This is a genomic window from Hanstruepera ponticola, assembly GCF_002940745.1.
GTDB lineage: Bacteria > Bacteroidota > Bacteroidia > Flavobacteriales > Flavobacteriaceae > Hanstruepera > Hanstruepera ponticola.
Genome location: NZ_POTB01000001.1, coordinates 944,606 through 959,135 on the forward strand (window position 1 = coordinate 944,606; position 14,530 = coordinate 959,135).

Here is a 14,530-nt window from a genome sequence, read left to right on the forward strand (position 1 = left end):
GTAATGTCTTGACTCTTGGTTCTTGGTTCTATGTCAATTTATTATTAAACGCCCTTAATTTAATGGCTGTCAATACTTTTTTAGTGTATAGTGGAAAATCGGCATTAAGCAGCCATCCAAAATAACCTGGTTCTTCTTCCAGAATATCTTCAACACGTTTACCTTTATGCTTCCCAAAAGAAAAACATTCTTCGCCCTTTTTATTGTAGGTAATAAAGCCTGCGAAATCGGCAAACCGTTTACGTGAACTAAACTCGGCCAAAAATTTGGAGTCATTTTCAAGTTCATCATATTTGGCTATTTGCGCCTTTAACACTTCATACGTTGCATTTGTATCGGCTTCAGCGGTATGGGCATCTTCCAATGTTTTATCGCAATAAAATTTATAAGCAGCACTTAAGGTACGTTGCTCCATTTTATGAAAAATGGTTTGTACATCTATTGACAACCTATTTTTCATATCAAAATCCACTTCAGCACGTAACATTTCTTCTGCTAACAACGGAATATCAAATCTATTAGAATTAAAACCTCCTAAATCCGAATCTTTTATCATGTTATGAATCTCTTTTGCCAATTCCTTAAAAGTCGGCTCGTTAGCAACATCAGCATCAGAAATGCCATGAATTGCGGTTACCTCTTTTGGAATTGGACGCTCTGGATTTACCAACCAACGTTTGGATTCTTCCTTACCATCTGGATAAACTTTAAGGATAGCAATTTCGACAATACGGTCGGACGTAATATTAACACCTGTAGTTTCTAAATCGAAAAAACAGATGGGTTTTGATAAGTTAAGATTCATTAAAAAGTTGTTTTGGCAAAGGTAGTTAGAATAACTAAAACTATAAACTGATTTTAATTATTTGAAATACGATATGAAAAGTCGAAATTTACATCAAAACAGAAAACTTTCTATGAAAAAGAAACCTTCGGATTCTATCACATTTACCTGCGGACTACAAATGAAAAACCGCTTTATGTTGGCTCCATTGACTAACCAACAAAGCCACGAAAATGGTCAGTTGTCTGATGACGAATACCATTGGCTTACTATGCGTGCCCAAGGTGGTTTTGGATTGGTAATGACCTGTGCCTCTCACGTTCAAGAAGTTGGCAAAGGATTTCCTGGACAATTAGGCATTTTTTCAGATGATTTAATTAATGGTCATAAAAAGCTAGCCTCTAAAATTAAGAGTTATGGGAGTTTGGCTGTTATTCAACTGCATCATGCTGGTATGCGCTCACCCTATGAAGTGATAAAACAAAAAGCGATTTGCCCTTCGGATAGTGAAAAACATAACGCTAGAGCCTTGACTTTAGACGAAGTATATCAACTTAAAAACGATTTTATTCAAGCTGCCATTCGTGCTCAAAAATGTGGCTATGATGGTGTTGAAGTTCATGGCGCTCATGGTTATATTTTAACCCAGTTTATAAGCAGTGAAATTAACAAGCGCCAAGACCAATATGGTGGATCACTTGAAAATCGTTCTCGATTATTGTTTGAAATTGTTGATGGTATTCGCAATGCGTGTGGTAAAGCATTTCTGTTAGGTGTGCGCTTATCTCCTGAACGTTTTGGTATGAAATTGTCTGAAATAAAAATTATCAGTCAACAATTGATTGATGATTATAATATTGACTTTTTAGATTTATCTCTTTGGGATTGTTTAAAAAAACCTGAAGAATACCCAGATTCCGATAAAACATTGTTACAGCATATAACCGAATTAGATTTTAAAAATATCAAACTAACCGTTGCTGGGAATATTAGAACTGGTGATGATGTGCAAAACGTATTGGATTCGGAAGTAGATTTTGTAACCATAGGTCGTTCTGGTATTTTACATCATGATTTCCCAATACATGTGATGAAAAACCCAAACTTCAAACCTATTGGAAACCCTGTTTCGGTAGCATATTTAAAATCTGAAGGCTTAAGTGACACGTTTATTGATTATATGCGTAGATGGGATGGGTTTGTGGAGGAAATAAATAAGTAGAATGTGTAAATAAAAAGTCAAAGACTAAAAAAGCACAACTTAAAAGTTGTGCTTTTTGTTATATATGGGATTCGCCTTGCTGAATCTTCGATTTCTTGCCTTCATTTCGAGAACATTTCGACAAGCTCAATGTGACATCTCAATGACCTCGCAGGAATTTATATTTCTCTATTTGGATCCCAAGCTTCCAAGTAGTCTTTAACTGCTTTTACAAATTGGCCACCTAATGCACCATTAACCACTCTGTGGTCATAAGAATGTGACATAAACATACGGTAACGAATACCAATAAAATCGCCTTCAGGTGTTTCTACAACAGCAGGTACTTTTCTAATGGCTCCTAAAGCCAAAATACCTACTTGTGGCTGATTGATAATTGGTGTTCCCATAATACTACCAAATGTTCCAACATTGGTAACTGTGTATGTTCCGCCTTGAATATCGTCTGGTTTTAATTTATTCTCTCTAGCTCTTCCAGCCAAATCGTTTACCTTTTTGGTCATACCAACCAGATTTAATTGATCAGCATCTTTGATAACTGGTACAATTAAGTTCCCATCTGGTAAGGCTGCAGCCATACCTAGATTGATATGTTTTTTCTTAATAATATTATCACCTTGTACTGATATATTCATCATTGGGAAATCACGTAAGGCTTTTGCTACGGCTTCCATGAATATTGGTGTAAAGGTTAAATTTTCACCTTCTCTTGCAGCGAACTCTTTTTTAACTTTGTTACGCCAGTTCCAGATTTTCGTTACATCCGCCTCAATAAAACTTTGAACATGTGCAGATGTTTGAACTGACTCTACCATGTGATGCGCAATCAATTTGCCCATTCTGGTCATTTCAATGATTTCGTCATCACCAGAAGCTACCACAGGTGCTGCTTTTTCTTTTGGCTGTGATTTTTCTTGAGTTGGTTGAGACTTCTCGACTGCGCTCGAAGAGACAGTTGCTTGATTACCTCTATTTTCGATATATGCTAAAATGTCATTTTTAGTAACACGTCCATCTTTACCTGTTCCTGGCATGGCGTCTAATTCGCTTTGAGAGACACCTTCTTTTTTGGCTATATTTCTAACTAAAGGCGAATAAAAGCGATCTCCTGAAGATACTATTGGAGCAACGCTTTCTTGAGCTGCTAAAACAGTATTTTGAACTTCAGCTACTGCAGGTGTTTCTGGAGCAGCTTCAGTTTTTGCAGGTTCTGGCTGTGAAGCCGATGCATTAGCCTCTCCTTCGGTTTCTATAACTGCAATAGTTTGACCTACTTGAACCACATCATCAACATCAAAAAGTTTTTCAACTAAAACACCTTCAACTTCACTGGGCACTTCACTATCTACTTTATCGGTTGCTATTTCTAAAACCGCTTCATCAGCTTCAATAGTTTCACCTACTTCTTTTAACCAAGAGGTGATAGTTGCTTCTGCGACACTCTCTCCCATTTTCGGGAGTTTTAATTCAAATTTTGCCATATCTGTAATGGAACACTGTTTTTTTAAATTACGACTGCAAAATTAATGAAAAATCATCGAATTGATTGCAGTTTTGTTAATTAATTCTTTTCAAACAACACGATTTCGCCTCTACTCTTCGAACTATTACTACCTACCATAAAATGTGCATTATTAGGTAATATTTTAAAGGAAATAGTCCGTTGCGTCTTATAATTATCAATGAGTTCTATAATGGATTTGTAACTAAAGGTATGCGCATCAAAAATAATTTCGGTGTATGGTTTTAACTCTGGTAACTCCGAAACCACTTCTATTGGTTTTTCGAAAAAAGGTTTAATAAAATCGCAAGACCGTTTTGACAAAACCAAGTAAGCGTCAACACGTTTTGCTTGTTGCTTGGGCTCTGAACGCAGCAGGTAAGCTGCTTTTATTCCAAACCAAACTATGGTATTGAAAAACCAATTACTTTTAAAATGTTTTTTATAGAAAATCTGCATAGCCCCATAAAACCGTTTGGCATACTTTACATCCTTTAGCGTGCTTTCACCTTTATAATGGATAATACTGGTTGCGCCATTATAGTAATTTTTATAGCCTGCTTTTAAAACTTTATAGGAAATGTCCACATCTTCACCATACATAAAATAGTCTTCGTCAAATCCGCCAACTTCATTATAAACACTCTTTTCCATTAGCATAAACGCACCTACAAAAACAGGAACTTCTCCAATACCAAATTCATCAACTTGATTGGCATAATAATCATAAGGATTTCCAAGTAGTTTTTTGAGAGCAACACTAGGCTTTGGAATATTACGTTTACTTTCAGGCAAGAAATGACCAGTTCCATCTATTAAGCGACAACCTACAATACCCGGATTTTCTTGTTGTTTGATAAATTGTAATAATTTGGAAAATGTATCTTCGCTAACAACAGTATCTGGATTCAAAATACAGATATATTCACCCTTGGCATGAGCGACGCCTAAATTATTTCCTTTTGAAAAACCATCATTGTTTTTATTTTCAATTAAAATAACTCCCGGAAACTGTGCTTTTACCATTTGACAACTGTCATCTGGCGAATTATTATCAACTACTATTATTTCGGCATCCAAATCTGATATAGCAGCTTCTACACTTTTTAAGCACAACTCCAAAAAGTAACGCACGTTATAATTTAATATGACAACGGAAAGTTTCAAATAATTGAATTTAAGATTTTAGGGATGCTTCAAATGGAATACGGTTAATAATGCTTCTACCTAATGTCACCTCATCTGTATATTCCAATTCGTTCCCAACCGAAATTCCTCTGGCAATAGTTGACGTTACCACATTATAGTCTTGAATTTGTCGGTAGATATAAAAGTTTGTGGTATCACCTTCCATGGTAGAGCCTAAAGCAAAAATAAGTTCTTTAACCTTACCAGTTTTTACCTTTTCAACAAGAGTTTCAATGTTTAAATCACTTGGACCAATACCATCCATTGGTGAAATTTTTCCTCCCAAAACATGATACAAACCTCTAAAAGAACTCGTATTTTCTATAGCCATTACATCACGAATATCTTCAACTACGCAAATAATTTCATCCGTTCTATGTGGATTTGAGCAAATCTCACAAATGGTATTATCACTAATGTTATGACAACTTTTACAAAAATTAATTTCCGAACGCATGGTTTTTAAAGCATCAGATAACTGATTGGTTTGATTTTCAGGCTGTCCCAATAAATGCAAAACCAAACGCAATGCCGAACGTTTACCAATACCTGGCAATTGCGACATTTCGTTTACAGCACGTTCAAGTAGTTTTGATGAAAATTCCATAGCTGCGAATTTACGATTTTACATTTAAGAATTGTATATACAAACGTAATTTGTATTTTGGCTAAACAATATTTTTATATGAATCCTACGCAGATTATTCTACTTATTGCAGCATATTTTGGCTTGCTTATTTTGATTTCATATTTCACTGGAAAAAAATCTGGAAATGATGCCTTTTTTAAGGGCAATCGACAATCCCCTTGGTATGTAGTAGCCTTTGGCATGATAGGAGCCTCATTATCTGGTGTTACCTTTATTTCTGTTCCAGGTTGGATTGAAGCTTCGCAGTTTAGCTATATGCAGGTGGTTTTGGGGTATATTGTAGGCTATCTGGTTATTGGCTTGGTACTTTTGCCTTTGTATTACAGATTGAATTTAACATCCATTTACACCTATTTAGAAACACGATTTGGAAATTACTCGTATAAAACTGGCGCTTCCTTTTTTCTAATATCTCGTGTAATTGGAGCCAGTTTCAGACTATATTTAGTTGCTAATGTGTTACAAATTATACTGTTTGATGAATTAGGAATAGAATTCTGGCAAACAGTTACTATTACGGTACTTTTAATTTGGCTATACACGTTTAAATCAGGAATTAAAACCATAGTTTGGACCGATACCTTACAAACCCTTTTTATGCTTATTGCCGTTGGTGTTACCATTTATTTTGTAGGTGATGAATTAGGATTAAGCGGTAGTAATATTTTTAGTTTTGTTTTAGATAGCGATTTGAGTAAAACCTTCTTTTTTGATGATTTTAAATCTGGTAATTATTTTTGGAAACAATTTATTTCTGGAGCATTTATAGCTATAGTTATGACCGGTTTGGATCAAGATATGATGCAAAAAAACTTGACGTGCAGAACGCTTAAAGATGCACAAAAAAACATGTTTTGGTTTACAATTGTTTTAACAATAGTGAATTTTGTTTTTTTAAGTTTAGGCTTACTCTTAACGGTATATGCGCAACAAAATGGAATTGACGCCCATAAAGATGACTTGTTCCCTATTCTGGCCAAAAACCATTTAGGAATTGGTGTTTTTGTATTTTTCCTATTGGGATTAATTGCTGCAGCATACAGTAGTGCCGATTCGGCATTAACCTCTTTAACCACATCGTTTAGTATTGATATTTTAGATATTGAAAAGAAACACAATACCGAAAAACAAGTACGTATTAGAAAGCGGATTCATGTGCTTATCTCTTTAGTACTAATTTTAGTAATTATCGCATTTAAGTACATTATTAAAGATGCGAGTGTAATTGCTAAACTTTTTGTGTTTGCAGGTTATACTTATGGACCATTGCTGGGATTATATGCTTATGGCTTATTTACAAAATGGCAGGTGAAAGATAAATGGGTTCCAGTTATTGCCATACTATCGCCTATCCTTTCTTATATTATTAGCGTAAATAGTACCAAATGGTTTGGTTTTGAGTTTGGGTTCTTTATCTTGATTTTAAATGGATTCTTAACCTTTTTAGGCTTAATATTGATTCGTAGACAACAATACTAAAGTACAAGCCACTTCAAATTCAATATTATGGTCTTGCAATAATTTATAAAATTTGGGGTTTTCAGTTCCGGGATTGAAAATAACACGTTTTGGCTTCAAGCTAATTATATAATCGTAATATGCTTCTTGACGATTGGGATTCAAATATAATGTAACTGTGTCAATATCATTATAGTCAACCAATTCAGTATCAATTACTACTCCAGAAACCTCACCAGATTTCATTCCAAAAGCAGCAACTTCATGCTTATTTGATACCAAACGTTGAATGGCATAATTAGAATATCTATTAGGTTTTAAAGATGCACCAAATACTAATGTTTTTTTGCTCATGTGTTAAAGTGTTGTTAAGTAATGTTAAAAACAGTAACAAGCTGTAAAAATAGACGTCTGTAATAATAATAACAAAAAATAAAACATCAATCAAAAGACAACCAATCAGATGAAAAAGCTATTAGCAATATGCTTGTTATTATTATTAACTCTATTCTCACAAGCTCAAACTTCTGTAAATAATATTCCGACTCTTATAAGTGGAACTATTACAGGAACCGTAATAGACGAAACATTACAACAACCCTTACCATATGTAACCATTATTTTAAAAAGTGAATCAGATGAAACCATTAATGGTACTATAACTGATGACAACGGTAAGTTTGTTTTACAAAAAGTTCCAGGAGGAAAATATATAGTAACTATTCAGTTTATTGGTTATAAAAGCATAGACAAACCAATAGAAATCAATAGAGATAATAAGGATATTAATTTAGGAACTTTAGCCTTACAAGAAGAAGCAACAGGTTTAGACGAAGTAACAATTATTGCTGAAGTATCTACTATTGAACAAAAAGTAGATCGTAAGGTGGTTAATATTGGTAAAGATTTAACTACTGCTGGCGCTACCGCTTCTGACATAATGAATAATATTCCATCGGTTAGCGTCGATCAGCAAACTGGAAATATCAGCTTACGAGGAAACGAGAATGTTCGTGTTATGATAGACGGTACATTATCAAACGTTCCTATTGCTCAACTCTTAAGACAGATTCCTTCAACATCTATTAAACAAATAGAATTAATTACAAACCCTTCAGCAAAATACAATCCTGAAGGTATGAGCGGCCTCATTAATATCATTCTTTATAAAAATACTAATATTGGATTTAACGGTAATATTAATCTAGGTCTAACTAAAGAGATAAATGCCAGATTCAATGGATCTATAGATATGAATTACCGTAATGGGAAATTCAATTTGTATGGCAATTATGGTAATAATGTTGGAACTAATGCTAGCTATGGGAATATTTACAGAACAGACAACCTATCTAATCAAATATTTGATACTGATAGAACTGGTAGCTCCCATCTATTCAAAGTAGGTTTAGATTATTATTTAAACGAAGCCAATACCATATCCTTCTTCACTAATCAAAATATTTTTGACGGTAAAACAGATAGTACAACTGATGTAGAATATGAAAATAGACCTACCGAAAGTCAATTATTCAACAACACTATAGACAATATTTCGTCGCAATACAATTTGGCCTATAAACACAACTTTAAAAAAGAAGGTGAAAAATTAGATGTTGAAATCGATTACAGTGATTTTAATCAAGAAGAAAATGCCAATTTCGATTTTGTAAATATTGCTTTTCCACCAAATTATGAAGATTATGTTGATACTAATCGGGCGCAAACTATTGTAAATGTTGATTATGTAAATCCTTTAAGCGATGAAACTAAATTAGAAGCAGGATTAGAAGCGCGTTTATATGATACAGAAGTTAATTATGATTCTTCTGGATTATCCACAAATCCAAATCAAGATGACATTATTGGTAATGGTGACGAATTTATACCAACACCTTCAACATTCTATGATTATAAACGAGACATCTATTCGGCCTATATTACTTATGGGAAATCATTAGAAAAATGGAGCTATCAATTTGGTGTCAGAGCTGAAACCGTAACTGTTGATGCTGTTGCAACCAACTTTTTAGAAAACGCATCTGAAGTAAATCCATTTGAAAATGATTATTTTCAGCTTTACCCTTCGGCGTTTTTAACCTACACACCTAGTGAAAAAAACACTTATCAAGTAAGTTATAGCAGACGTGTTGATAGGCCTGGTGTTGGACAGGTTAATCCTATTCGCGAATGGAGCACGCCACTACTATCCAACGTTGGTAATCCAGAATTGGAACCACAGTTTACCAACTCGATAGAAGCAAATTATATTCGAAATTTTGAAAAAGGTTCGGTAACTGCTGGTGTTTTTTACAGACTTATTGAAGACGAAATTAATCGTGCTGTTTTTGTAGACCGTTTAGATTATAACAAGTACATCCTGACGTTTGAGAATTTTGACAACACATCAGCCTATGGTATCGAACTATCTAGTAATTACAGACCGACAAAATGGTGGAGTTTTAATGCTAGTTTTGATATGTATTCGAGACAACAGAAAGGATTCACCGAACGTGTTATTGCGCCTCCAGGTCAAGAACCAACAGAAGACGACATCATTACTGAAGAAGTAACAGCGGATAATATTATATGGAACTTCAGAGTTTTTAATAATTTTAAACTGGTTAAAAATTTAGATTTGTCGCTTTTTGCTTTATACCGTGGTGAAGAAGAAGGCATTCAGTTTACAAGAAAACCTATGTATTTTGTAAATACAGGAATTAGATACTCATTCTTGGAAGATAATCGTGCTACAGTAAGCTTCAATTACAATGATATTTTTAATACTATGGCATTCGAATTTGAGGGTGAAAATCCTGTGCCTTCTATAGGCGGATTCTATTGGGAAAGTAATACGTGGAATATCAATCTTTCTTATCGTTTTGGAGGAAATAAGTACAGAGCATTACAACGTAAAAACCGCGATGACAATGAGAAATCAGGAAGTGGTGGATTTATATAATATATTTGGTAGCCTTCATAATAGTTGATGGTTAGTGTTATTGTTTGGCTATTAAATAAGAAAACCCAAGGTGTCACTGCCTTGGGTTTTTGAATTAAGGATGTTAAATGATAGTTAAAATCTGTTATCAATGAAATAAAAACAGACTTTTTACGTCTATATAGATAAGTGATAAGTTTTTAAGTAATATAACTGTAAAACTTCTTACGGTTAGTGTTAGTTAAAATTGGTTAATAGCGAAAAAACCCGAAGCAATCTTGCCTCGGGTTTTTTTATGTATTAAATTCAAATACTAAAAAAACTTGTTACCAGTTAATAATGACACTTCCCCACGTAAAGCCACTTCCAAAGGCAGCCAACACAACCGTATCGCCTTCTTTTATATTGCCTTGTTCCCAAGCTTCGGTTAAAGCAATAGGAATTGAAGCTGCTGTTGTATTTCCATATTTTTGAATATTATTGAATACTTGGTCATCATTCAATTTAAATTTTTTCTGGATAAATTGAGCGATCCGTAAATTCGCTTGATGTGGAATTAGCATATCAATATCATCAACTTGTAAATTATTTTTCTTTAAGCCTTCCATAATCACTTCACTAAAACGTACTACTGCATTTTTAAAGACAAATTGCCCATTCATATACGGATAGTAACTTTCATCATTTGGATCATTTTCTGCTAAAATATCATTTACCCAGCGCTTACCCATACCTGGTGCTACCAAAACTAACTCTTCAGCATGCTCACCTTGTGAATGTAAATGCGTCGATAAAATACCTTTAGAATTATCTTCTTCACGAGTCAAAACGGCTGCTCCTGCTCCATCACCAAAAATAACAGTTACACCTCGTCCTCGAGTGGTTTTATCTAATCCATGAGAATGTAATTCACTACCAATAACAAGCACATTTTTATACATGCCTGTTTTTATAAAATTATCAGCAACAGAAAGTGCATAAACAAAACCTGAACATTGGTTTCTTACATCTAGAGCACCAACCGTTTTAATATCTAATGCATGTTGTACTTGAACACCAGGTCCAGGAAAATACATGTCTGGACTTAAGGTGGCAAATATTATAAAGTCAATATCATCTTTATCAATTCCGGCACGTTCTATAGCTACTTTAGCAGCTTTTACACCCATTGTTGCAGTAGTATCACCCGTTTCCTTTACAGCCCAACGACGTTCTTTGATTCCGGTTCGTTCTTGAATCCATTCATCATTAGTATCCATCATTTTAGACAGATCGTCATTAGTTACTACATTTTCAGGAACATAATGTCCTAAACCAATTATCTTTGAATTGTACATGCCTTCAAGGTTTAAATATGTCACGCAATTTAACCATTTACGCCCTAATAGATTTGAATTGTCAATTGTAATCGTTATGCGTGCATAACAAATAAAGTTTAAGATTTATTAACTTTTTAACAGTATTCTTTTTAAGTATCTTTAAGGCTCTAATTAAAACCAGTTGTCATGAAGCGTATTTTTACATTATGCCTATTTTTATGCATTTCTTACAGTTTTTCACAAGAAAATCTTACTTATCAAAAACCTCATCAAAATATTCTTGAATTAGCCGAAGCGCCTCTGGCACCAAGTATCCGTATGGATAGTAAAGGTGACAACATTGTATTTTTATTCCGTAGCAACTATAAAACGATCGAAGAGCTTTCAGAAACCGAATTACGTCTTGGTGGTTTACGTATAAACCCTGTGACTAATATTGGCAGTAGAACACGCTATTATACTGATATAAAAGTTAAAAATGGTAAAGGCAGTGAACCACAAACCATAACAGGGCTGCCAGAAAAAGGGCGATATGCAAATTTCTCTTGGTCGCCAGATCAAAAGTATATGACGTTTACCAATACTGTTTCCAATGGTGCGGAACTGTGGTTATTAGATGTTTTAAATGCTTCGACTAAAAAAATTACTAATGCCAATTTAAATGCTAATATGGGTGATCCTGTTACTTGGTTTAAAGACAGCGAATCAATGCTAGTTAAAATGCTTCCAAATGACCGAGAACCTTTAATTAACACAAAAGAAGCAATTCCAACAGGTCCAACCGTTTCTGTTAGCGAAGCTGGTGTTAAAGCTCAAAATAGAACATACCAAGATCTGCTAAAAAACAAAAATGACGAACATAATTTTGAACAATTAGCCAAGTCTGAAATCTATAAGATTAATCTTGATGGATCAAAAACATTATGGAAAACAAGCGATATGTATCGAGGTTTATCATTCTCTCCTAATGGAAAATATATTATGATAACCACTATCAACAAGCCATTTTCATATTTAGTTCCTTATTATAGATTTCCATCGGCTTCAACTATTTATAAAAGTAATGGTGATAAAGTTAAGACTGTTCTAGAGGTTCCTTTGATTGAAGATTTACCAAAAGGCTTTATGGCTGAGCGCAAAGGTAAACGAGACTTTACTTGGAGAAATGACAAACCAGCCACATTGGTTTGGGCCGAAGTGCTGGATGGTGGTGATCCTGCCAATGAAGTTCCTTATCGCGATGAAGTATTTCAACAAGAAGCGCCATTTGATGGCCCAGCAAAATCCATTTTAAAAACCAAGGATAGGTTTAGCGGAATTATTTGGGGAAATGACAACATTGCTGTGGCATACGATTATTGGTGGAATACCAGAAATTCCAGAACCTACGTTTTTAACCCATCTAAACCAAATGATGTAAAAATTTTGTTTGACAGGAATTATCAAGATAGATATAATGATCCTGGAAGTTTTGTAACTACTAAAAATGAATTTAATGAGTACGTTTTAGATCTTGACAATAATTCTGCTTACCTCATTGGTGATGGATACAGTAATGAAGGTAAGTTTCCTTTTGTTGATGAATTAAATTTAGAAACAAAAAAAACCAATCGATTGTATCAGTCGCAACTTACTGATAAAGTTGAAGATATCTCCAGTGCTTTAGATGCTAAAAAAGGTGAATTTGTAGTTAGAATAGAATCAAAAAATGAATATCCAAATTACTACATCAGAAATATAAAAAAAAGGATAGGACTTATTCCATTAACACAATTTGAAAATCCATTTAAAAGTATTCAAGATGTTGAAAAGCAAGTTATAAATTATAAGCGTGATGACGGTTTAGATTTAAGTGCCACACTCTATTTACCTACCGATTATGAAGCTGGTAAAAAATATCCTATGATTATGTGGGCTTATCCACGTGAGTATAAAGACAAAAATAGCGCAGGTCAAAATACCTCTAGTTCAAATGAGTTTACCTATCCGTATTATGGTTCACCAATTTATTGGGTAACACGTGGTTATGTCGTTTTAGATGATGCGGCATTTCCTATAGTAGGTGAAGGTGACGAAGAACCAAATGACAGTTTCATTAAACAATTAGTTGCAAATGGTAAAGCTGCCATTGATGCCGTTGATAATATGGGCTATATTGACCGAGATCGTGTTGCAGTTGGAGGACATAGTTATGGTGCCTTTATGACAGCCAATTTGCTATCACACTCTAACTTGTTTGCGGCAGGTATTGCCAGAAGTGGTGCGTACAACAGAACATTGACGCCTTTTGGTTTCCAAAGCGAAGAACGGAATTATTGGGAAGCTCCAGAAATATATTATAACATGTCACCGTTTATGCATGCCGATACTATGAAGACACCGTTATTATTAATTCATGGTGAAGCCGATAATAATTCTGGAACCTATCCATTACAAAGTGAACGTTACTTTAATGCTTTAAAAGGTTTAGGCGCTCCAGTACGTTTGGTTATGTTACCTAAAGAAAGTCATGGTTATGCCGCCAAAGAATCTATTATGCACATGCTTTGGGAGCAAGACCAATGGCTAGAACAACATGTAAAGAATAAAGCAGACTTAAATACACCTGAAGAAACAATAAAAGATTAGCATAAATGAAGTTATTAATCACTATATACACTATACTTTTTTTACTCTTAACAACTTTTCAAAGTGAATATTCTAATAAAAAAGAATATTATACAATTAATATTCTCGGAACAAATTTTTATAGAGAAGCAGATTTTAATTCAAAAGTTCTAGATAATATAGATGTAGGAATAAAACTTATTGAATTAAAAACTATTACATCTGATGATGAGTTTGAAATAGGCAATGGGTTTAGTCTAGATGGGAAATGGATAAAAATTAAACTCAACAATAAATTTGGTTATGTATTCAGTTCTGATTTATCAAAAATAAACCCAAAACCAATTCTTGATAAATTAGGGACAAAACTTCATTTGAAAGGAGACTTAATAAATAATTTTTCCGAAACTAAAATGATTCAAACAGAAAATGGAACTTTTCCAAAATATTTTGAAACTAAATACTATTCTAATTGCACTTATAATTATACTGCCTGGGATGGTTGTTTTTATCATGTTTTTGAGTACACAAATTTAAGCTTAAATGAAGTTTATCATCAAATGATTTCTGAATACTCTGGTTACACTGCTGAAACAAATGAGTATTGGATTCCAGAACCAAAAATCATTACAAAAAAGAAAATAATATTTGATAGTATTGGTGCTACAAATGATTTAATAATTGAAATTAAAGAAAATGACACCATTGTAGTTTCTTCTGACGATTGTACTTAAATAAGTTTTAAATGTCAGTTTGTCACATTTTATGTCTTGGTACTTTTTTTGTCTATTCTGTTTGCAGAACAAATATTTAATTAATCTGTCTGTTCGAGTACAGTCGAGAACTAAAAGACCTCTCGAC

At 33.8% G+C, this 14,530-nt stretch carries 11 protein-coding genes; 5 read left to right on the forward strand and 6 right to left on the reverse strand.

Annotated elements, in window-relative coordinates:
• Nucleotides 1–28: 28 nt before the first annotated feature.
• A complete protein-coding gene (locus tag C1S72_RS04205) occupies nt 29–805 on the reverse strand; it encodes a 3'-5' exonuclease (protein WP_104734404.1) in 777 nt (258 codons plus the stop codon).
• Between the two features lie 112 nt (nt 806–917).
• Here C1S72_RS04205 and C1S72_RS04210 point away from each other — a divergent pair, with 112 nt between their 5' ends.
• Complete coding sequence (locus tag C1S72_RS04210) at nt 918–2,006, forward strand: NADH:flavin oxidoreductase (protein WP_104734405.1); 1,089 nt, start codon at nt 918–920, stop codon at nt 2,004–2,006.
• 158 nt (nt 2,007–2,164) lie between these two features.
• On the opposite strand, the gene C1S72_RS04215 is transcribed toward C1S72_RS04210, so the two are convergent.
• The 3 genes from C1S72_RS04215 to recR form a co-directional block, all read right to left on the reverse strand.
• The gene (locus C1S72_RS04215) at nt 2,165–3,487 is read right to left on the reverse strand and encodes a dihydrolipoamide acetyltransferase family protein (RefSeq protein ID WP_104734406.1); all 1,323 of its coding nucleotides are present in this window, start codon (nt 3,485–3,487) and stop codon (nt 2,165–2,167) included.
• Between the two features lie 80 nt (nt 3,488–3,567).
• Nucleotides 3,568–4,674 (reverse strand): glycosyltransferase family 2 protein, encoded by a 1,107-nt coding sequence (locus C1S72_RS04220; protein ID WP_104734407.1) that lies wholly within the window; start codon nt 4,672–4,674, stop codon nt 3,568–3,570.
• 10 nt (nt 4,675–4,684) lie between these two features.
• Nucleotides 4,685–5,302, reverse strand: coding sequence for a recombination mediator RecR (gene recR, locus C1S72_RS04225; RefSeq protein WP_104734408.1), 618 nt, complete (start codon nt 5,300–5,302; stop codon nt 4,685–4,687).
• A gap of 78 nt (nt 5,303–5,380) precedes the next feature.
• Here recR and C1S72_RS04230 point away from each other — a divergent pair, with 78 nt between their 5' ends.
• Entirely contained in the window at nt 5,381–6,823 is a 1,443-nt protein-coding gene (locus C1S72_RS04230; protein WP_104734409.1) for a sodium:solute symporter, read from the forward strand.
• On the opposite strand, the gene C1S72_RS04235 is transcribed toward C1S72_RS04230, so the two are convergent.
• On the reverse strand, nt 6,794–7,156 hold the full coding sequence (locus C1S72_RS04235) for a CoA-binding protein (RefSeq protein ID WP_104734410.1): 363 nt from the start codon (nt 7,154–7,156) through the stop codon (nt 6,794–6,796). The genes C1S72_RS04230 and C1S72_RS04235 overlap by 30 nt on opposite strands.
• A 109-nt stretch (nt 7,157–7,265) precedes the next feature.
• Between C1S72_RS04235 and C1S72_RS04240 the strand changes: the two genes are divergently transcribed.
• Entirely contained in the window at nt 7,266–9,764 is a 2,499-nt protein-coding gene (locus tag C1S72_RS04240; protein ID WP_104734411.1) for an outer membrane beta-barrel family protein, read from the forward strand.
• Nucleotides 9,765–10,069: 305 nt separating this feature from the next.
• Here C1S72_RS04240 and C1S72_RS04245 read toward each other — a convergent pair whose 3' ends face one another.
• Nucleotides 10,070–11,080 (reverse strand): 3-oxoacyl-ACP synthase III family protein, encoded by a 1,011-nt coding sequence (locus C1S72_RS04245; RefSeq protein WP_104734412.1) that lies wholly within the window; start codon nt 11,078–11,080, stop codon nt 10,070–10,072.
• Between the two features lie 168 nt (nt 11,081–11,248).
• Between C1S72_RS04245 and C1S72_RS04250 the strand changes: the two genes are divergently transcribed.
• Together C1S72_RS04250 and C1S72_RS04255 are read left to right on the forward strand one after the other, a co-directional pair.
• On the forward strand, nt 11,249–13,690 hold the full coding sequence (locus C1S72_RS04250; RefSeq protein WP_104734413.1) for an alpha/beta hydrolase family protein: 2,442 nt from the start codon (nt 11,249–11,251) through the stop codon (nt 13,688–13,690).
• 5 nt (nt 13,691–13,695) lie between these two features.
• Entirely contained in the window at nt 13,696–14,403 is a 708-nt protein-coding gene (locus C1S72_RS04255; RefSeq protein ID WP_104734414.1) for a hypothetical protein, read from the forward strand.
• The last annotated feature ends 127 nt before the right edge of the window (nt 14,404–14,530 follow it).

Bases quoted from the DNA above. Each gene is read 5' to 3' on its own strand.
- C1S72_RS04210 (WP_104734405.1), top strand. From the start codon at position 918: ATGAAAAAGAAACCTTCGGATTCTATCACATTTACCTGCGGACTACAA.
- C1S72_RS04240 (WP_104734411.1), top strand. From the start codon at position 7,266: ATGAAAAAGCTATTAGCAATATGCTTGTTATTATTATTAACTCTATTC.
- C1S72_RS04230 (WP_104734409.1), top strand. From the start codon at position 5,381: ATGAATCCTACGCAGATTATTCTACTTATTGCAGCATATTTTGGCTTG.
- C1S72_RS04215 (WP_104734406.1), bottom strand. From the start codon at position 3,487: ATGGCAAAATTTGAATTAAAACTCCCGAAAATGGGAGAGAGTGTCGCA.
- C1S72_RS04205 (WP_104734404.1), bottom strand. From the start codon at position 805: ATGAATCTTAACTTATCAAAACCCATCTGTTTTTTCGATTTAGAAACT.
- C1S72_RS04255 (WP_104734414.1), top strand. From the start codon at position 13,696: ATGAAGTTATTAATCACTATATACACTATACTTTTTTTACTCTTAACA.
- recR (WP_104734408.1), bottom strand. From the start codon at position 5,302: ATGGAATTTTCATCAAAACTACTTGAACGTGCTGTAAACGAAATGTCG.
- C1S72_RS04235 (WP_104734410.1), bottom strand. From the start codon at position 7,156: ATGAGCAAAAAAACATTAGTATTTGGTGCATCTTTAAAACCTAATAGA.
- C1S72_RS04245 (WP_104734412.1), bottom strand. From the start codon at position 11,080: ATGTACAATTCAAAGATAATTGGTTTAGGACATTATGTTCCTGAAAAT.
- C1S72_RS04250 (WP_104734413.1), top strand. From the start codon at position 11,249: ATGAAGCGTATTTTTACATTATGCCTATTTTTATGCATTTCTTACAGT.